The organism is Pantoea sp. X-Soil-YNGN-785 (assembly GCF_059730585.1).
In genome coordinates, this window is sequence record NZ_AP035943.1 from 297,685 (window position 1) to 315,272 (window position 17,588).

Sequence of the window (17,588 nt, forward strand, 5' to 3'; positions counted from 1 at the left end):
TGCGCAGCACACTGGTCCGCAACCAGAATGAACAAGGACCAGGTGAATGGCATATCGATTAAGTCTGTTAGACAAAGCGCCTGTACTGCAGGGCGAGTCGCCTGCAGGAGCACTGCAGCGCACGCTGCAGCTGGCGCAGTTAGCTGAGGAGTGGGGGTATCACCGCTTCTGGCTGGCGGAACATCACAATACTGCACAGCTCGCCAGTCCTTCACCGGAAGTGTTGATTGCCTGGATCATTGCCCAGACCCGCCATATTCGTGTCGGCTCGGGCGGGGTGATGTTGCAGCATTACAGCCCGTATAAAGTGGCGGAAAACTTTAACCTGCTCGCCTCACTGGCACCGGGCCGCATCGATCTTGGTGTGGGCAAAGCGCCGGGCGGACTGCCACTTTCTACCCATGCACTGCAACAGGGTGTCGATGCGGCTAAAAAAGGCAGCTTTGCCGAACAGCTTCAGCTGCTGGATAGCTGGCTTAAACCTACACAGGTACAGCCTGATGACGAAAGTTTAGCCGCGACGCCGCTGCCATCACGTCCTGCTAACCGTTTTCTGCTGGGTGCCAGTGAAGAGAGCGCACGGCTGGCGGCCAGTCTGGGCTGGCAGTTCGTCTTTGCAGCTCATATCAATGGCGACCGCCAGTTGCTGGAGCATGCACTGATTACCTTCTCTCGCCTCAGTAACGGCCAGCGCGCACTGGTGGCTGTTCAGGTCGTGGTGGCCGACTCGCCCGCCGAGGCTGACCTGCTGGTTTCCACGCTGCGTCATTATCATGTGTCGGTGAAAGACGGGCCTGGCGTCAACGTTGGCAGTCTTGAACAGGCTGAGCGCTATGTGCGTCAGGGTGGATATCGCGATTATCAGATTGAGCCGCGCACGCCGTCACTGCTGAAAGGCACCGCAGCACAGGTTCATGCCCAGCTGGATGCGCTGCACCATAATTTCGACATTGATGAATTCGTTATCGACACGCCGATTACCGAGCCGGTTGCCCGCCTGCAGTCACTGGAGTTGCTGGCTACGCATCATCTGGTTGCAGCCTGAGTCTGATTGGAGAGTCATCATGAGCAATGCATCACAACTGATTGAATGGCGGCGTGAACTGCATACCTGGCCGGAGCTGTCGGGTCAGGAGTTCGCCACCACCGCCCGGCTGCGGGGCTGGTTGCAGGCGGCGGGCATCCGGCTGCTCGACTATCCCCTTAAAACGGGTCTTGTGGCGGAAATTGGCAGCGGGGAGACCGTCATCGCGCTACGCGCCGACATCGATGCGTTGCCGATCCATGAGGCGAGCGGCGTGCGTTTTCACTCCCGTCATCCCGGCGTGATGCACGCCTGCGGTCACGACCTCCATAGCGCGGTGATGCTGGGCGCGGCGTTACAGCTTAACGCCGGGGCCGATCAGTTGCCTGGTCGGGTGCGCATCCTGTTTCAGCCCGCTGAGGAGATAGCGCGCGGAGCACGCCAGTTTATTGATGCGGGCGTGCTGGATGATGTGCAGGCTATTTTCGGCATGCACAACGAGCCTTCACTGCCTGTCGGCACCTTTGCCACCCGCAGTGGCGCGTTCTATGCCAATACAGACAAATTTATTATTCGCGTTACCGGCAAAGGTGCACATGCCGCCTACCCGGAGCAGGGCGTCGACAGTATTGTCACCGCCAGTCAGATTATCCAGGCCTTACAGGGACTCACCAGCCGCAGCTTCAGTGCGCTGGACAGTCTGGTGCTGAGCATTACCCGTATCGACGGCGGCAAAAGCTGGAACGTATTGCCGGGTGGCGTAGAGTTTGGCGGCACGGCCCGCACTCACGATTTGCAACTGCGTGCCGAACTTGAACATCGGGTGCGCACGCTGGTTGAGCACTTTGCTGAAGCCAATGGCGCGCAGGCGACCCTGAGCTGGCATCCCGGTCCGCCGGTGCTAATCAACGATGCGCACTGGGCAACCTTCAGCAGTGACGTCGCGCAGCAGGCTGGTTATCGGGTGCAATCCGCCGAACTGCATCTGCTGGGTGAGGATTTTGCGTTCTATCTGCAACAGGTGCCGGGTGCGTTTGTCAGCATCGGCAGCGCCAGTGATTTCGGTCTGCACCATGCCAGCTTTACCCCGGATGAGGCACTGATTGCCCCCGCCGCCGACTACTTCGCCCGACTGGCCCGCCAGGCGCTGCAACACCTCAATGCGCGATGTCGGGAAGCCATTCTGAACTGAATTCATTTGCAGTCCGTAAAAACACGGGGGTTCTGACAACCCTCGTCGGGCATCGCTACGACTAAAAAAGAGAGAGCATCATGACCACAAGACAACTTCGGCTGGGCACTATTCTGCATGGCGCGTCGGGAAACATGTCTGCCTGGCGCCATCCTGCGGCGCAGGCCGATGCCAGTATTAATCTGGAGTACGCCAAAAAAATCGCCCGCAAGGCGGAGCAGGGCAAGCTCGATTTTCTGTTTGTCGCCGACGGGTTGTTTATTAATGAGAAATCGATCCCGCACTTTCTTAATCGTTTTGAACCGCTGACGCTGCTCTCGGCACTGGCGGGCGTCACGGAACATCTGGGGCTGGTCGGTACCGTTTCCACCTCTTACAGCGAGCCGTTCACTGTAGCGCGTCAGTTTGCCAGCCTCGATCACCTCAGCGGCGGGCGTGCGGGCTGGAACGTTGTCACTTCGCCGCTGGAGGGTTCCGCCAAAAACTTTTCCCGCGAGAAACACCCGGAACACGCGTTGCGTTACCGCATTGCCGACGAGTATCTGCAGGTAGTGAAAGGCTTATGGGATTCGTGGGAGCAGGATGCCTTTGTACGGGACAAGGAAAGCGGCCAGTTCTTTGACCCCGCGAAGCTACATACGCTTGATCATCACGGCGATTTCTTCCAGGTGCATGGACCGCTCAACATCGCCCGTACGCCGCAGGGCCGTCCGATTATCTTCCAGGCAGGTGCGTCCGATGACGGTAAAAAGCTGGCGGCGCGCCATGCTGACGCCATCTTTACCCATCAGCCAACCCGTGAAGAAGCCCAGGCGTTTTATCAGGATGTGAAACAGCAGCTGGTAGCGAACGGTCGTCAGCCAGAGGATCTGCACATCTTCCAGGGTGTCAGCGTGATCGTGGGCGATGATGCGGAAGACGTAGAACGCCAGTATCAGACCACGGCGGCGCTGGTGTCGATTACCGATGCACTTAACTACCTCGGTCGTTTCTTCGACCACCATGACTTTTCACAATATCCGCTGGATCAGCCGTTCCCGGACATCGGCGACATCGGGCAGAACAGCTTCCGCAGCACCACCGATGAGATCAAACGCAAAGCACAGCAGCATGGCCATACACTGCGCCAGGCGGCACTTGAAGCGGCAACACCTCGTCCGCTGTTTCATGGCACGCCGGAAGAGGTCGCGGATGGCCTGCAGCTCTGGTTTGAGACCCACGCCACAGACGGCTTCATCATTAATGGCGGCACACCCGATACCTTTGAGCGTTTTGTCGACCGCGTGGTGCCGATTCTGCAGGCTCGCGGCCTGACGCGCCGCGACTACCCTGGCAGCACCCTGCGCGACAGCTTCGCCCTGAAACAACCCGTTAATCAGTTCACCTCAAAATAAGAGCCTACGTCATGAAAAAAACATCGCGTCTTCTTGCCCTGCTTATTCTGGCCGCCAGCAGCCATGCGCTGGCTGAAGGCACCAGCGTTTCCTATAACGGCCAGCGCGTCAGCCTGGAAGCCAATAAAGCGCCGGTTAATACGGTGAAAAATCCTGACGCCATCGCGCAACTGCCCGCGGGACATCACTTTGTGGTGCCGGGCTCCTTTACCGTGGCCGTGGCGGCGCAGAACTCCCCGCCGCTGACGGTGTTTTCCGATGACAACAAAACCCTGCTCGGCAGCGAGGTGGATATTGCCCGACTGGTTGCGGACAGCCTTGGATTAAAACTCAACATCGTTCCCACGTCGTGGGAAGACTGGCCGCTGGGTGTGGCCTCGGGCAAGTATGATGCGGCGATCTCCAACATTACCGTGACTAAAGAGCGCAAAGAGAAGTTCGACTTCGCCACTTATCGCAAAGACTCACTCGGCTTTTATGTCAAAACCAGCAGCCCGATTCAGTCACTGACCAAAGCGGAAGACATTGCCGGACTGCGGATCATCGTGGGATCCGGCACCAATCAGGAGGCGATTCTGCTGGCGTGGGATAAAGAGAATCAGGCAAAGGGCCTGAAAGCCTTTACGCCGGTCTATACCAAAGATGATGCCGCCCAGACCCTGGCACTGCAGGCGGGGCGAGCCGATGCCTACTTCGGTCCTAACGTGATTGGTGCCTGGAAAGCGGCGCTGACCGGTAAAACCCGACTGGTCGGCAGCGTGGATGGCGGCTGGCCAAAAGCGGCGCACATTGCCGTTACGGTGAAGAAAGGCAGCGGCCTCGCGGAACCGATCAGCACCGCGCTGAATGGCGTGATCAGCAATGGCGACTATCAGAAGGTACTGAACCGCTGGGGTGAAGGCGTTGAGCATATCGATCGTTCTGAAATCAACCCCGCTGGCCTGGGCGACTAAGGAGCTGACCATGAGTGAATCAACTTTCCGCGAAGTTTCGCCGGAGGCCCCCGAGCTGCAACCCATTCTGGGTGGTCTGTTTGGTGAATACTCGGCACGTTATGGCGACTTTTTCTCCCGCCGTAACGAGCAGGAGCAGGAGCTGACCGAATGGTATCTGCCGCCGCAGGGACTGTTTATTGTGCTGGAGCGCGACGGCGAAATCATCGCGATGGGCGCTTATAAACCTTATGACCCGCAGACCGCTGAGCTGAAACGCATCTGGACCCGCAGCGATCTGCGCCGTCAGGGGCTGGCGCTGGTGGTGTTGCAGGAGCTGGAACGGCGCGCCCTGCAGGCGGGCTATCAGCGGCTGTTTCTCACCACCGGCTTTCGACAGCCGGAGGCGGTGCGGCTTTATACCGGTCACGGCTATCAGCCACAGTTCGATCTGAGCGGCGATCTGGAGCGTTACGGCCAGCCGCCACATGACGGGCGACTGCGCTTTATTAAAGTGATCGGCGTTTATAACGTCGCAGCGGCAAGTTAAGGAGTGACGATGAGTAAACATCAACATCTGCAGGTGGTCCCGGCACGTTATCCGGCGCGCACCGCAGGCGCTATCCTGGCGCTGTTTATCCTGGCGGGCGTGATTCAGTCAGTGGCCTTTAACCCGCGCTGGGAGTGGGGCGTGTTTGCCCGGTGGTTTTTTGATCCGGTGATCCTGCACGGCCTGGGTCAGACGCTGCTGCTGACTCTGCTGGGCACTATTTTCAGCCTCTTCTTTGGCGGTCTGCTGGCGCTGGCGCGTCTCTCCTCGTCGTGGCTGCTGAGCACCCTGGCGTGGGGCTACATCTGGCTGTTCCGCTCGCTGCCGCTCATCGTGGTGCTGATCATTCTCTATAACTTCTCCTACCTCTACGACACGCTGTCGATTGGCATTCCGTTTACCGGCCTGTCGTGGGGCGCGTTTCAGACGATTAACGTGCTGGGCCAGTTCCCGGCGGCGGTAATTGGTCTGACGCTGGTGCAGGCGGCTTACAGTGCGGAGATTATCCGTGGCGGGATCCTTGGTGTCGATCACGGTCAGGTGGAAGCCGCTTCCGCGCTGGGGCTTTCCGCCTCACGACGGACCTTCCGCATCATTCTGCCACAGGCGCTGCGCGCCATTATTCCGACCGCATTCAACGAAATCATCAGCCTGGCAAAAGGCACATCCGTGGTTTATGTGCTGGCGATGCCGGAGCTGTTTTACACCATCCAGATGATTTACAACCGTAATCAGGAAGTGATCCCGCTGCTGATGGTCGGTGCCGCCTGGTATCTGATTATCACCACCGTCCTGTCCGTGATTCAGTATTACGTTGAGCGCTGGCTGGCCCGCAGCGTGAACCGTGAGCCGCAGCCTTCGCGCTGGCAACAATGGCGCAACCGCGTCACGCCACTTCATCCGACCGAGGAGATCAGCCATGTCCGAAGCCATTGATTACCGCACTTCACACACAACCGGTGCTATCAGCATTACCGGCGTGACCAAGCGTTTTGGTAAACACACAGCGCTCGATGATGTTTCGCTGTCGCTGGAGCCTGGCTCGGTCACGGTGATTCTGGGGCCATCCGGCTCCGGCAAATCCACGCTGCTGCGCACCATCAATCATCTGGAGCGGGTCGACGAGGGATTCATTCAGATTGATGGCGACTTCATCGGCTATCAGCAGCGCGGCGACAAGCTGTATGAACTCAAAGAGAAGGCGATTCTGCGGCAGCGTATCAACGTCGGCTACGTGTTCCAGAACTTCAATCTGTTTCCGCACCTCAGCGTGCTGGATAACCTGATTGAAGCGCCGATTGCCCATCGTCAGCTGACGAAATCTGAAGCGATAGCGCGGGCGGGCGAACTGCTGGATATTGTCGGCCTGCGCCATAAAGCTGATGCCTGGCCACGTCATCTCTCGGGCGGGCAACAGCAGCGTATCGCCATTGCGCGCGCCCTGATGCTCAATCCCCGCGTTATGCTGTTCGATGAGCCGACCTCGGCGCTGGACCCGGAGCTGGTTGGTGAAGTGCTCGATGTGATTAAAAAGCTGGCGCGTTCCGGCACCACGCTGGTGATTGTGACCCATGAGATCGGCTTTGCGCGTGAAGTGGCGGACAACGTGGTCTTTATGGTGGATGGCCGGATTGTTGAGCAGGGCAGCACCACGCAGGTACTGAACAATCCGCGCCATGATCGCACCCGCCGTTTTCTGGCGCGCGTGTTATGAGGGCGCTGACATTAACAGCGCTGACGCTGCTCCCGGCGCTGAGCTGTCCGGCGGCGGAGAAGCTCGATGTGCTGAAAAATGAGACGCCAATCCATGCCCCGGCGAATCCGCAGGCGATCGCGAAAATCCCGGCTGACTTTCACTTTATCGAGCCTGGCACGCTGACGGTTGCGACCGCCGCAACTAACTCACCGCCGCTATCGCTGCTGGCGTCTGACAACGTCACGCGGATCGGCAGCGATCCGGACATCGCCAGGCTGCTGGCTGACAGTCTGGGGTTAAAGCTGAAGCTGGTTCCGGCCTCGTGGGAGGACTGGCCTCTGGGCATCAGCGCCGGACGCTATGATGTCGCGATGTTTAACATTGCCGTTACTGAAGAGCGTAAGAAGAAGTTCGATTTTGCGACCTATCGCGCTGATAACCATGCCTTTGCGGTAAAAAGCGACAGTAAAATCAGCCAGATCAGCAGTCCGCCTGATATTGCCGGTAAGCGGATTATCGTGTCGTCGGGCACCAATCAGGAGCGCATATTACTGAGCTGGGATCAGCAGAACCGGGCTAAAGGTCTGCCCGCGGTGACGCCGATTTACCTTACCGATGATGCCTCAGCGACGCTGACGCTGCTGTCGGGACGGGCCGATGCGATCTTTGGCCCGCACTCGATGGCTGCCTGGAAAGTGGCGTCACGCGGTCAGACAAAGCTGGTTGGCAGCGGACCGTTTCGCGCCTGGGTTGCCGTGACCACTAAAAAGGGGAATGGCCTGGCACCCGCATTGCAGACCGCGCTGGATGGCACCATTACGGGCGGGCAGTATCAGCAGGTGCTGGTCCGCTGGGGTGAACAGGATGAAGCTGTGACGCACTCCACGGTGAATCCGCCGGGCATTGTTTACTGAGTCGGCAGAACCGGCTCACCTGCTGAAGCCGGTTCTGCAATCTGATGACCACAGAATTGAACTACACTCTCCAGCGTTAGTGATTTATCCTGCCCGCCTGTTCTCGTAAAAAATCCTCACTGCGTGGCGGAGTAATTGACCTGGAAGCCCCATGAAAATCAGATTCCTTTCTGCCAATGAGCAAAAGCTGGCGGAGGTGCGTAAGATACTCGAGCCTGTCGGGGTCGAAGTATTACCCATCGCCCGTCGCATCGAAGAAATTCAGACTGAAAACGAGCTGGACCTGGTGCGCGATAAACTGACTAAAGCCTTTTCGCTGATTGGGCGACCGTTGTTTGTTGAGCATACCGGTCTCTATCTGGATGGCCTCAATGGTCTGCCCGCCGGTCTGACCCGCATCTTCTGGAACCGCCTGGACGCTGAGCGCTTTACCGCGCTGGTGCAGGGACTGGACAGCCAGGCCGTGACGGCCAAAACGGTGCTCGGCTACTGCGACGGCCGCAAAATGTATCAGTTCTCGGGTGAACTGCGCGGCACCATCGCCGCGAAACCCGCCGGGACGCGCGGCTTCCAGTGGGACTGCGTGTTTATCCCCGAAGGCTATGAGCAGACTTTTGCAGAAATGGGCGAACTCAAGAATGAGATCTCGATGCGGCGCATCGCGCTGGATCGCTTCGCCACCTTTTTAAAAACCTCGCGGGGAGCGGCATGAAACCTGAACTCAAACGCGCCTATGATTCCGGCAAGCTGATTCTGTTTGCCGGTGCCGGTATTTCGCGTAATTTTGGCCTCCCCGAGTGGCATGAACTGATTGCTCACCTGGCTAACGAGCTGGGTTACGATCCCAAAATCTTCAATACCTACGGTACGCACCTGTCGCTGGCGGAGTATTACAAGCAAAAGAAAGGCTCGCTTGGCCCGCTGCGCAGCTGGATGGATCGCGAGTGGCACCGGCCGGATATCGATGTCCGGTCTTCTGAAATTCATACCATGATTACCCAGGGTAACTTCTCGCGCATCTACACCACCAATTATGATCGCTGGCTGGAAGCGGCGCACGAGGCGCACGGCGTTCCCTATTACAAAGTGGCAAACGCCGCTGACCTGGTCTCCCTGACCGAGGATAAGCGTCACATCATCAAGCTGCACGGTGACTTCGATGATGACACCTCTATCGTGCTCGATGAGAGCAGCTATTTTGAACGCCTCTATTTTGACTCACCGCTCGACATCAAACTGACTCATGACGTAATGGGCAACTCCGTGCTGTTTGTCGGCTACAGCATCAGTGATTTCAACATTCGCCTGCTGTTTTACCGTCTGACCAAGATGTGGGGCCGCACCGGGCTGGCGACGGCCCGGCCAAAATCGTATCTGTTCACTAACCGTAATAACCCGGTAGCCAAAGAGGTGCTGGGGCAGTGGGGGATCGAGGTGATCGTCTCCGAAGAGGACGATCCGCGCAAGGCTCTGGCGATGTTCCTTGAAGAGTTGCTGGTGTAGTCAGCGTAACGTCCGGCAGAAAAGCGACAGGAAAAAGAAAAAAACCTGCGTCCGGTTAAGGTTAGCTCGTGCATAACCGATAAACTCTATTCTCTGCTGGCAAAGCATGACCGGCATGATATACTGTATGCATACACAGTACCTGAGGGCGAAAAGATGGCTGTTGAAACAAAATTTGTTGTAGTCAGAAAGGGTGAAGAGAAGATGACGTTTGCCAATAAGAAAGAGGCCGATGCCTACGACAAAATGCTCGATATGGCCGAAGCCTTCACTGACTGGCTGTTACAGCATCAACCTGCACTGGACGAATCTCAGGCAGAAACGCTGGGCCTGCTGATTGCCGAGCAGAAAGATGCGGTTCAGCATATTCTGCGCACCAGCAAACTGCCGGACGTGGCCGCAGGCGCGACGAAGCCTGAGGCCGTGGCAGAAGAGGGTGCGGATGATCAGGCGGAAGAGCCAGCGGCGAAGAAAGTACGCGCCGTTAAAGCTGCCTGATTGCCACAACGCCGGAAGCGAACCTTCCGGCGTTGCTGTTTCTGATTGACGGGTCATCTGATCTTTTGTCAGGTCATTCAAAACAAATCCTCCTGTCGTTCCCTTGCGCTGAATGCCTGCCTGCAATTTCCCTGTAAATTATGCAAACCAGCCAGCTATTTTTTTTAAACTCAGCGCTATAGCATCAATCAGGATTCAATAATCTGGATTTTGGATCATTCATTTTTAAGCTTTTTAAGCCGGGTGACTATTTTAATTCTACTGATAAATACCATCAATCTTAATTAAATGAATTAGCAAGAAAACTAATATAACATTCCCTGATGGGTTTCTTACTTCATTTGGATTGTTAATTTACACCAGCCATATGAAATGAGAGATATCAATTGTTAATTGGCTCACATTTTTTGTGAAATAATCCGGCAGTGCTATTCAATTTAAAAAAGCAGTGTTAGGGTAGAGCCGTTTTCAGCGAAGGGTTGTTACTGGATAACAGGCAAAACCTAAGCGTTCCGCAGTCTTTACCACTGTGGGGTGCTTAGGTTTTTTTTTGCCTTAAATTTACTCTGGCATGGCGAAAGTCATCAATAACCTGCGCGATAACGACCCAGCGTCTTCAGGCCGGGGAAACATGAGGTAGATGACAGGAGGTTAAGGACTCTCCTGCGAACCGTACATCATTAAAATCAAAACAGGTTGCTAAGATGAAATATAAAAGCATGCTGTGCGCACTCTCATTATTGACCTTTTCACCCTTGTCGACGGCGCAGGAATGGAGCGGAACGGTATTAGGGTTTGAATCTCCACCGGATCTTGTTTTGGGTGATATGTATGGCCTTCGTAAATCGCTTAACGATAATGGATTTGCTTATAACCTGGGTTATCTGAATGAAATTGGCTGGAATGGCGGCGGTGGCTACAATCATGCCTCACACGTTGCTTATATCGATCAGTTTGCTTTGACCTTTAATCAGGATTTGTCGCGCTGGACAAATATTCCCGATGCACGTATCGAAGCGAATATCGTTAATCGTAATCACAACGACGATCTGACCACCCGACGCGTGCAGGATCCGCGGATGAATGTTAACGATCTTACGCAGGAGAGCTGGGGCGGGCAATCGATCACCCGCCTGGGCTGGCTGACTTTTGCCCGAAGTTTCGATGACCGCAGGATGACATGGCGTATCGGAATGATGAACAAGGTTCAGACCTTCGATCAGATCATACCCTGTGATTTCCAGATGCTTTCTCAGTGCGGTGGAAAATCTGCTAACTCACTGACCTGGAACAACTGGAACGTGCACACGTGGGGAACCACGCTCGAATACCGGTTTACACCTGTTGTGACGTTAAAAGGGGGAGTAATGGAGCAGAACCCGGATGCTGCCAGCCGTCATCACGCCTGGAGTGGCTCAACCAGGCGCAGCAAAGGTGTCCTGCTGCCGGTAGAAATCGAAGCCCGCCCGATCATTAGCGACCTGCCGGGTGCCTACAACCTGGGGGTGGTTTTTACCAATGCCCCACAAACTGACCTCTATCGCGGCCGGTCCGGGGGCGCAGGAGCCAGTGATCCCGGCGGTTATGCTTCTCATAACCGGACATGGTTTCTTTACGCCGGACTTAATCAGCAACTGACGCGACATCAGGATGACGCCAGTCGCGGGTTAAGTACTTCATTCAGTATGAGCCTGGCCGATCAGCGAACTAACTACATGCATTCGGTCTATGCCGCTTCACTCCGCTATCGGGGACTGTTTGACGCCCGTCCGGAAGACTGGATTGGTTTTGGCCTGACCTGGACGGACATGAGCAGTCAGTACGCGCGAAATCAGCGCTATATGAATACGATAGGTGGTGTTTCGGACTACCACGATACGGCATATCATCCGGTGCCCGGCCATTCGCTAAACGGCGAGTTCTATTACCGTTTTCGCCCCGTTTCCTGGCTGGAACTGCAACCCGGGATTCAGTACTGGCATCATCCGGCGGGCATATCCCATACGCAGGATGCCTGGGTGACTGAGCTTAAAACGGTCGTAAATTTTTAGGCGAATAAGAGGATTACGATCGCTGTCACGCTTTTTGTTCTGACCGATTGAGGTCACGACGAAAACTGATAGAGTGCCGGAACTGGATTGTTACTGCTTAGGCAGGCAAAACCTGATTTCTGGCCTCTGCCGGATGTCAGGTTTTTTTGTTTCTGGGGTTCCGATGAAAATCGCCAAAATTCTGAATAATAACGTGGTGATGGTTCAGGATGAGCAGGGGCGCGAGCAGGTCGTTATGGGCCGTGGACTGGCCTTTCAGAAGCGCGTCGGTGACAGTCTCAATGACGCGCAAATTGAGAAAGTGTTTGCACCACAAAGTGATCTGCTGGTCCGTCGGCTGGAGGAGTTGTTACATCAAATCCCGCCTGAAGTGATGACGACCTGCAATTGCATTATTGATCTTGCGATACAGCGTCTCGGGAAACTGCAGGAGAGCCTGTATATCACGCTGACCGACCACTGCTTCTTTGCCATTGAAAGACAAAAAAAAGGTCTGGCGATTAAAAATGTGTTGCTGTGGGATATTAAACGTCTCTATCCCAAAGAGTTCGAGCTGGGGCAGGAGGCCAGGGCACTCATTTTCCGTCGGCTGAATGTCGAACTGGCTGAGGATGAAGCCGGATTTATCGCGCTTCATCTGGTAACGGCACAGCTCCATAACGAAATGCCGGAAGTCATGGATGTCACGCGGGTAATGCAGGAGATTCTGCAACTGGTGAAGTATCAGTTGCAGCTGGAATATAACGAATCGTCACTGAGTTACCAGCGGTTTGTCACTCATCTGAAGTTTTTTGCTCAGCGGATGCTGACGCGAACCGTGGTCGACGATGACGATGTGTCGTTGCATACGGCAGTAAAAGATAACTATCCAAAAGCCTGGAAATGCGCGGTGAAAATCGCGCAGCATTTGCAACAAAGCTATCAGCGTGAGCTGACCGCAGAAGAGATCATGTTTCTTGCCATTCATATCGAGCGGGTGAGAAAAGAAGGGTAATAAGCCCTGTAAACTGGATTGTTACTGCTTAATGCAGGCAAAACCTGAGCGCGGCCTCTGAAAGGAGGCCGTTCTCAGGTTTTTTTATTTTTGGCTCAGTCAACGGATGTCCATGGACATCGGTTTAAGGAAATCGAGATGGAATATCACACGCTGGCGCAGGATATCCTCGGCCATATTGGCGGCAGGGAGAACATCGTAAGTCTGGTGCATTGTGCCACCCGGCTTCGTTTTAAACTGAAAGATAACCATAAAGCCGATGCGGAAGGACTAAAGAAAAATCCGGGCGTCATTATGGTCGTCGAAAGCGGCGGGCAGTTTCAGGTAGTGATTGGCAACCATGTTCATGATGTCTGGCTGGCTGTCCGTGCCGAAGCGGGACTTTTGGATGAGGCCGCTGCATCAGCCGAAGATAAGAAGTCAGGTAATCTTTTCAGTCGCCTGATCGATGTTGTGTCCGGCATTTTCACGCCCTTTATCGGGATTCTTGCCGCCTCCGGTATTCTTAAAGGCTTGCTGGCGCTGGCCGTGGTTTGCGGCTGGCTGTCTGTTGAAAGCGGAACCTACAAAATCTGGTTTGCGGCAAGTGATGCCCTTTTTTACTTTTTTCCGCTGGTGCTAGGCTACACCGCGGGTAAAAAGTTCGGCGGTAATCCCTTTATCACCATGGTGATTGGCGGGGCGCTCACCCATCCGACGATGATTGCTGCTTTCAATGCCAGCCAGCAGTCCGGCGCCATGATGGATGCGTTTCTCGGTATTCCTGTAACCTGGTTTAATTACAGCGCGTCGGTTATACCCATTATTCTCGCCGCGTGGGTGAGTTGCTGGCTGGAAAAACAGAGCACCCGGCTGCTGCCCGCCTCTATGAAGAACTTTTTTGCCCCGTTGATCTGTCTGAGCATCACGGTGCCGCTGACTTTCCTGGTAATTGGTCCACTGGCCACGTGGCTGAGCCAGTTGCTGGCGAACGGCTACCAGTGGATTTATGCGCTGGCTCCGTGGCTGGCTGGGGCGGCCATGGGCGCGCTGTGGCAGGTCTGTGTGATTTTTGGTCTGCACTGGGGACTGGTGCCACTGATGATCAACAATCTGGCCGTTCTGGGGCATGACTCGATGCTGCCTATGCTGTTACCTGCTGTCATGGGCCAGATTGGTGCGGCGCTGGGGGTTTTGCTGCGCAGCCGTGATGCGCGTCAAAAGGTGCTGGCGGGGTCATCCGTGACCGCGGGAATATTTGGTATCACTGAACCTGCTGTATATGGTGTTAATCTTCCTCTGCGTCGCCCCTTTATCTTTGGTTGCGTAGCCGGCGCAATCGGCGGTGCCGTTGTCGGCTTCAGTAACACCCACGTTTATTCCTTTGGCTTCGCCAATATCTTTACCATCGCTCAGATGATCCCGCCTGGCGGTGTCGATGCCACGTTATGGGGCGGAATTATCGGCACGCTGCTGGCTCTGCTCCTGAGCTGTGCCATGACGCTGGTAGCGGGTATGCCTCGTAACAGCACGCCAGACACAGTAACCCCGGTGATGCCTGGCGAAGATGACATTCTCTCACCAATGACCGGCACCCTACTGGCGCTTGATCAGGTGCCGGACGCAACCTTCGCCAGTGGCCTGCTGGGACAGGGCGCGGCCATCATTCCTTCCGACAACAAAGTCATTGCGCCCTTCGCGGGTGAGGTTGCCTCCCTGTTTCAGACCCGGCACGCCATCGGCTTGCTGAGTCATAGCGGGATTGAGCTGCTGATCCATGTGGGTATCGATACCGTCCGGCTCGACGGCAAACCTTTCACTGCACATGTAAATGTGGGTGACAGGTTTAAGCCTGGCGATCTGCTTCTGGAGTTCGATCGTCAGGCCATTCTTGATGCCGGGTATGACCTGACAACCCCGATCATTATTACTAACAGCGATGAGTATCGTGAGGTGATGAAAGTCGCAGGAAACACTGCGACTGCAGGAACACCTTTACTCAGCATCATTCATCGATAAAAGGAGAACAGGATGAAAACTTTCCCGGATTCATTTTTATGGGGCGGTGCTGTTGCCGCTAACCAGGTTGAAGGCGCATGGCGTGAAGAGGGGAAAGGCCTCTCAACCTCTGACGTCCAGCCACAGGGGATTTTTGGCCCGGTCGTGGAGCGCGTTGCGGGGAGCCAGAGCCTTAAAGATGTGGCGATCGATTTTTACCACCGCTACCCGGACGATATCAGGCTGTTTGCAGAGATGGGCTTCGGCTGTCTGCGGGTTTCAATTGCCTGGACGCGTATTTTCCCGAACGGTGACGAGCAGCAACCCAACGAGGCTGGTCTGGCCTTTTATGACCGCTTATTCGATGAACTGGCAGCGCATAACATCACTTCGCTCGTGACCCTGTCACATTATGAAATGCCCTGGAATCTGGTTAAGCAGTATGGTGGCTGGGGCAACCGTCAGGTAATCGGATTCTTTGAACATTACGCACGCACGGTGTTTAACCGTTATCAGAAGAAAGTCAGCCTCTGGCTGACATTTAACGAAATTAACATGTCTCTGCATGCGCCGATGACCGGCGTGGGTCTGCCGGAAACCAGCAGCCTGGGCGAAATTTATCAGGCGATTCACCATCAACTGGTCGCCAGTGCGCTGGCGGTTAAAGCCTGTCACGAGATCAACCCGGATGCCAGCATCGGCAATATGCTGCTGGGTGGTTTGGTCTACCCGCTAAGCTGTAACCCCGACGATGTGCTGGAAGCGCTGCAGGAGAACCGGAAATGGCAATTTTTTGGCGATGTGCAGTGCCGGGGAGCTTATCCGGGCTATATGTTGCGCTTCTTCCGCGACAACAACATTCTGCTGGATATTACGGATGCCGATCGCCAGATACTCAAATCGACCGTCGATTTTATCTCGTTCAGCTACTACATGTCCGGCTGTGTTACCGCCGATGAGGCGCTGAATGAGAAGATGCGCGGTAACATTCTGAGCATGGTGCCTAATCCCCATCTTCAGAGCTCTGAATGGGGCTGGCAGATTGATCCGGTCGGGTTGCGTACCTTGCTTAATCTGTTGTGGGAGCGTTATCAAAAGCCGCTGTTCATCGTTGAGAACGGACTGGGTGCCAAAGACATTCCTGATGCCACCGGCGTCGTGCAGGATGACTACCGCATCAGCTACCTCAACGATCATCTGGTGCAGGTGCGTGAAGCGATTGAAGATGGTGTTGAGGTCATGGGGTATACCAGCTGGGGGCCGATCGATCTTGTGAGCGCATCTAAAGCGGAACTGTCTAAACGCTACGGTTTTATTTATGTAGACCGCGATGACAACGGGGAAGGTTCGCTGGCGCGCAGCCGTAAGAAAAGCTTCCACTGGTATAAAGAGGTTATTGCGACAAACGGGGCCTCACTCAAAGAGTAATTGCCGCGCTCAGTGGTACATCGCGGCCGCCGCAATGTACCACGCCTTTCCTTAGCCAGATTCACCCGGCTTAGTGCGTATCGCGGGTAACAACCTGATAGCGCGTGCTTCGTCCGCCACCCTCCAGCCGGTAGAGACAGCCTTTCTCTACCAGATCCGCCAGATGACGGGTCGCGGTCGCTTTACTTACTTTAGCCACCTTCTGATACTGACTGGCGCTGATCCCCAGTTCAAAACCCTGCTCACCGCCGTCAAGCAGCCGGTTCAGTACTTTTACCTGTTCCACGCTCAATCCCATTCCCTGATGACGTAGCCAGAAACGCGCTTTCATCCGGGTGCGATCGATAACGTTCATCGCCTGCTTCAGGCTCTCATCCAGGATATCAAGAAACCACACCAGCCAGTCTGTGATATCAAGGCCGCCTTTCTGCGTCTGCTCAAGAATGCGGTAATAACCGGCACGCTGCGCCAGAATGGCGGGCGACATGGCATACAGGCGGATGCTCTGGCTGTCGGCCTGCGCCAGTGCCAGATCGGTTAACGCACGCGTGATACGCCCATTACCGTCATCAAACGGGTGCAGGGTGACAAACCAGAGATGACAGATGGCGGCGCGCAGCAGCGGGTCCAGCATCACGTCATGCTGACTGCTGTTGAACCACTCAACAAACTGTGTCAGCTGCGGCTCCAGTCCCTGTCGCGGCGGAGCCTCAAAATGCACCGTAGGGCGATCGATGCGGCCTGAGATCACCTGCATCGGCTCACTGCCGCGCAGCGTCCCGACGCTCAGGCGCTGTACCGTCCATTCATCTGCCGGGAAGAGCCAGTGATGCCACTGAAATAATCGTTCAGGCGTCAGTGGCTGGCTGCGATTGTTGATGGCATCCAGCATCATGGCGGCCAGCCCTTCTGAGCGGTCGGAGACCGGATAAGGCTGTTCTTCCGTGACGCCTAACCGGCGCGCCAGCGATGAGCGTACTGACTGCACGTTTACCCGTTCCTCTTCAATCGCGGAAGAGGAAAGGATATTACTCAGCAGAGTATCCAGCGTCTGCGAATCACTGTCTGACTGCAGGCTGGCTCGTCCCAGCAGCAACCCGCGCTGCTGCTGCAGATGGCGCAGGCGCGGTAGCAGAACGGCATCCTGCCATTGAAAATCGGGCCAGTCCGGCTGCTGCCAGATCCAGTAAACGCTCATAGTGGACTCATAGTAAGAGGAGATGAGCCGAATAGAGTTTGCTATTCGGCTCACAGAATGAGTCGATAATAGCGAATATCTGGCTCACAGGCCAACCGTAAGGAATTAAGAACAAATAAAAGGACCCGAAGGTCCTGTTTGCTTAGCGGGAGAACTGCATAAAGGTGTCTGAATAGTAGTGAACGATCCAGGCAACATACGCCAGCCAGACAACCATCCCAATGGCTAATCCTGATT

At 55.4% G+C, this 17,588-nt stretch carries 16 protein-coding genes; 15 read left to right on the plus strand and 1 reads right to left on the minus strand.

Annotation, left to right across the window (positions count from 1 at the left end; genetic code table 11):
* The first annotated feature begins 46 nt into the window (after positions 1 to 46).
* The 15 genes from AC6I8E_RS20065 to AC6I8E_RS20135 all read left to right on the plus strand — a co-directional run bounded on the left by AC6I8E_RS20065 (position 47) and on the right by AC6I8E_RS20135 (position 16,153).
* Entirely contained in the window at positions 47 to 1,045 is a 999-nt protein-coding gene (locus AC6I8E_RS20065) for an MsnO8 family LLM class oxidoreductase (RefSeq protein WP_497824898.1), read from the plus strand.
* A 19-nt stretch (positions 1,046 to 1,064) separates the two neighbouring features.
* Positions 1,065 to 2,216, plus strand: coding sequence for an amidohydrolase (locus AC6I8E_RS20070; protein WP_497824899.1), 1,152 nt, complete (start codon positions 1,065 to 1,067; stop codon positions 2,214 to 2,216).
* An 80-nt stretch (positions 2,217 to 2,296) separates the two neighbouring features.
* The gene (locus AC6I8E_RS20075) at positions 2,297 to 3,610 is read left to right on the plus strand and encodes an LLM class flavin-dependent oxidoreductase (RefSeq protein ID WP_013196302.1); all 1,314 of its coding nucleotides are present in this window, start codon (positions 2,297 to 2,299) and stop codon (positions 3,608 to 3,610) included.
* Between the two features lie 11 nt (positions 3,611 to 3,621).
* Positions 3,622 to 4,563, plus strand: coding sequence for an ABC transporter substrate-binding protein (locus AC6I8E_RS20080; RefSeq protein ID WP_013196301.1), 942 nt, complete (start codon positions 3,622 to 3,624; stop codon positions 4,561 to 4,563).
* Between the two features lie 10 nt (positions 4,564 to 4,573).
* Positions 4,574 to 5,092 carry a GNAT family N-acetyltransferase gene (locus tag AC6I8E_RS20085; protein ID WP_033735754.1) on the plus strand — a complete coding sequence of 173 codons (519 nt, stop codon included), beginning with the start codon at positions 4,574 to 4,576 and terminating at the stop codon, positions 5,090 to 5,092.
* 9 nt (positions 5,093 to 5,101) lie between these two features.
* Positions 5,102 to 6,028, plus strand: a complete 927-nt coding sequence (locus AC6I8E_RS20090) for an amino acid ABC transporter permease (RefSeq protein WP_033785119.1) — start codon at positions 5,102 to 5,104, stop codon at positions 6,026 to 6,028.
* Entirely contained in the window at positions 6,012 to 6,806 is a 795-nt protein-coding gene (locus AC6I8E_RS20095; protein WP_107320330.1) for an amino acid ABC transporter ATP-binding protein, read from the plus strand. The genes AC6I8E_RS20090 and AC6I8E_RS20095 overlap by 17 nt, the downstream gene beginning before the upstream one ends.
* Positions 6,803 to 7,702, plus strand: coding sequence for an ABC transporter substrate-binding protein (locus tag AC6I8E_RS20100; protein WP_107320331.1), 900 nt, complete (start codon positions 6,803 to 6,805; stop codon positions 7,700 to 7,702). The genes AC6I8E_RS20095 and AC6I8E_RS20100 overlap by 4 nt, the downstream gene beginning before the upstream one ends.
* A 151-nt stretch (positions 7,703 to 7,853) precedes the next feature.
* Positions 7,854 to 8,414 carry a non-canonical purine NTP pyrophosphatase gene (locus AC6I8E_RS20105; protein ID WP_201251337.1) on the plus strand — a complete coding sequence of 187 codons (561 nt, stop codon included), beginning with the start codon at positions 7,854 to 7,856 and terminating at the stop codon, positions 8,412 to 8,414.
* Positions 8,411 to 9,205 (plus strand): SIR2 family protein, encoded by a 795-nt coding sequence (locus AC6I8E_RS20110; RefSeq protein ID WP_010247078.1) that lies wholly within the window; start codon positions 8,411 to 8,413, stop codon positions 9,203 to 9,205. Before AC6I8E_RS20105 ends, AC6I8E_RS20110 begins: the two co-directional genes overlap by 4 nt.
* Positions 9,206 to 9,361: 156 nt before the next feature.
* Complete coding sequence (locus tag AC6I8E_RS20115) at positions 9,362 to 9,703, plus strand: YebG family protein (RefSeq protein ID WP_013196294.1); 342 nt, start codon at positions 9,362 to 9,364, stop codon at positions 9,701 to 9,703.
* Between the two features lie 719 nt (positions 9,704 to 10,422).
* The gene (locus tag AC6I8E_RS20120; RefSeq protein WP_497824906.1) at positions 10,423 to 11,754 is read left to right on the plus strand and encodes a carbohydrate porin; all 1,332 of its coding nucleotides are present in this window, start codon (positions 10,423 to 10,425) and stop codon (positions 11,752 to 11,754) included.
* Between the two features lie 163 nt (positions 11,755 to 11,917).
* Complete coding sequence (gene licT, locus AC6I8E_RS20125) at positions 11,918 to 12,748, plus strand: BglG family transcription antiterminator LicT (RefSeq protein ID WP_013196291.1); 831 nt, start codon at positions 11,918 to 11,920, stop codon at positions 12,746 to 12,748.
* Positions 12,749 to 12,886: 138 nt separating this feature from the next.
* Positions 12,887 to 14,746, plus strand: coding sequence for a PTS beta-glucoside transporter subunit IIABC (bglF, locus tag AC6I8E_RS20130; protein WP_497824900.1), 1,860 nt, complete (start codon positions 12,887 to 12,889; stop codon positions 14,744 to 14,746).
* 12 nt (positions 14,747 to 14,758) lie between these two features.
* Positions 14,759 to 16,153 (plus strand): glycoside hydrolase family 1 protein, encoded by a 1,395-nt coding sequence (locus AC6I8E_RS20135; RefSeq protein ID WP_497824901.1) that lies wholly within the window; start codon positions 14,759 to 14,761, stop codon positions 16,151 to 16,153.
* Positions 16,154 to 16,223: 70 nt separating this feature from the next.
* Here AC6I8E_RS20135 and AC6I8E_RS20140 read toward each other — a convergent pair whose 3' ends face one another.
* A complete protein-coding gene (locus AC6I8E_RS20140) occupies positions 16,224 to 17,351 on the minus strand; it encodes a Fic family protein (protein WP_033785112.1) in 1,128 nt (375 codons plus the stop codon).
* Positions 17,352 to 17,588 lie beyond the last annotated feature (237 nt).

What these genes read in the sequence shown, in the direction of transcription:
- AC6I8E_RS20065 (WP_497824898.1), top strand. Translation starts at nt 47, where the DNA reads ATGGCATATCGATTAAGTCTGTTAGACAAAGCGCCTGTACTGCAGGGC.
- AC6I8E_RS20070 (WP_497824899.1), top strand. Translation starts at nt 1,065, where the DNA reads ATGAGCAATGCATCACAACTGATTGAATGGCGGCGTGAACTGCATACC.
- AC6I8E_RS20075 (WP_013196302.1), top strand. Translation starts at nt 2,297, where the DNA reads ATGACCACAAGACAACTTCGGCTGGGCACTATTCTGCATGGCGCGTCG.
- AC6I8E_RS20080 (WP_013196301.1), top strand. Translation starts at nt 3,622, where the DNA reads ATGAAAAAAACATCGCGTCTTCTTGCCCTGCTTATTCTGGCCGCCAGC.
- AC6I8E_RS20085 (WP_033735754.1), top strand. Translation starts at nt 4,574, where the DNA reads ATGAGTGAATCAACTTTCCGCGAAGTTTCGCCGGAGGCCCCCGAGCTG.
- AC6I8E_RS20090 (WP_033785119.1), top strand. Translation starts at nt 5,102, where the DNA reads ATGAGTAAACATCAACATCTGCAGGTGGTCCCGGCACGTTATCCGGCG.
- AC6I8E_RS20095 (WP_107320330.1), top strand. Translation starts at nt 6,012, where the DNA reads ATGTCCGAAGCCATTGATTACCGCACTTCACACACAACCGGTGCTATC.
- AC6I8E_RS20100 (WP_107320331.1), top strand. Translation starts at nt 6,803, where the DNA reads ATGAGGGCGCTGACATTAACAGCGCTGACGCTGCTCCCGGCGCTGAGC.
- AC6I8E_RS20105 (WP_201251337.1), top strand. Translation starts at nt 7,854, where the DNA reads ATGAAAATCAGATTCCTTTCTGCCAATGAGCAAAAGCTGGCGGAGGTG.
- AC6I8E_RS20110 (WP_010247078.1), top strand. Translation starts at nt 8,411, where the DNA reads ATGAAACCTGAACTCAAACGCGCCTATGATTCCGGCAAGCTGATTCTG.
- AC6I8E_RS20115 (WP_013196294.1), top strand. Translation starts at nt 9,362, where the DNA reads ATGGCTGTTGAAACAAAATTTGTTGTAGTCAGAAAGGGTGAAGAGAAG.
- AC6I8E_RS20120 (WP_497824906.1), top strand. Translation starts at nt 10,423, where the DNA reads ATGCTGTGCGCACTCTCATTATTGACCTTTTCACCCTTGTCGACGGCG.
- licT (WP_013196291.1), top strand. Translation starts at nt 11,918, where the DNA reads ATGAAAATCGCCAAAATTCTGAATAATAACGTGGTGATGGTTCAGGAT.
- bglF (WP_497824900.1), top strand. Translation starts at nt 12,887, where the DNA reads ATGGAATATCACACGCTGGCGCAGGATATCCTCGGCCATATTGGCGGC.
- AC6I8E_RS20135 (WP_497824901.1), top strand. Translation starts at nt 14,759, where the DNA reads ATGAAAACTTTCCCGGATTCATTTTTATGGGGCGGTGCTGTTGCCGCT.
- AC6I8E_RS20140 (WP_033785112.1), bottom strand. Translation starts at nt 17,351, where the DNA reads ATGAGCGTTTACTGGATCTGGCAGCAGCCGGACTGGCCCGATTTTCAA.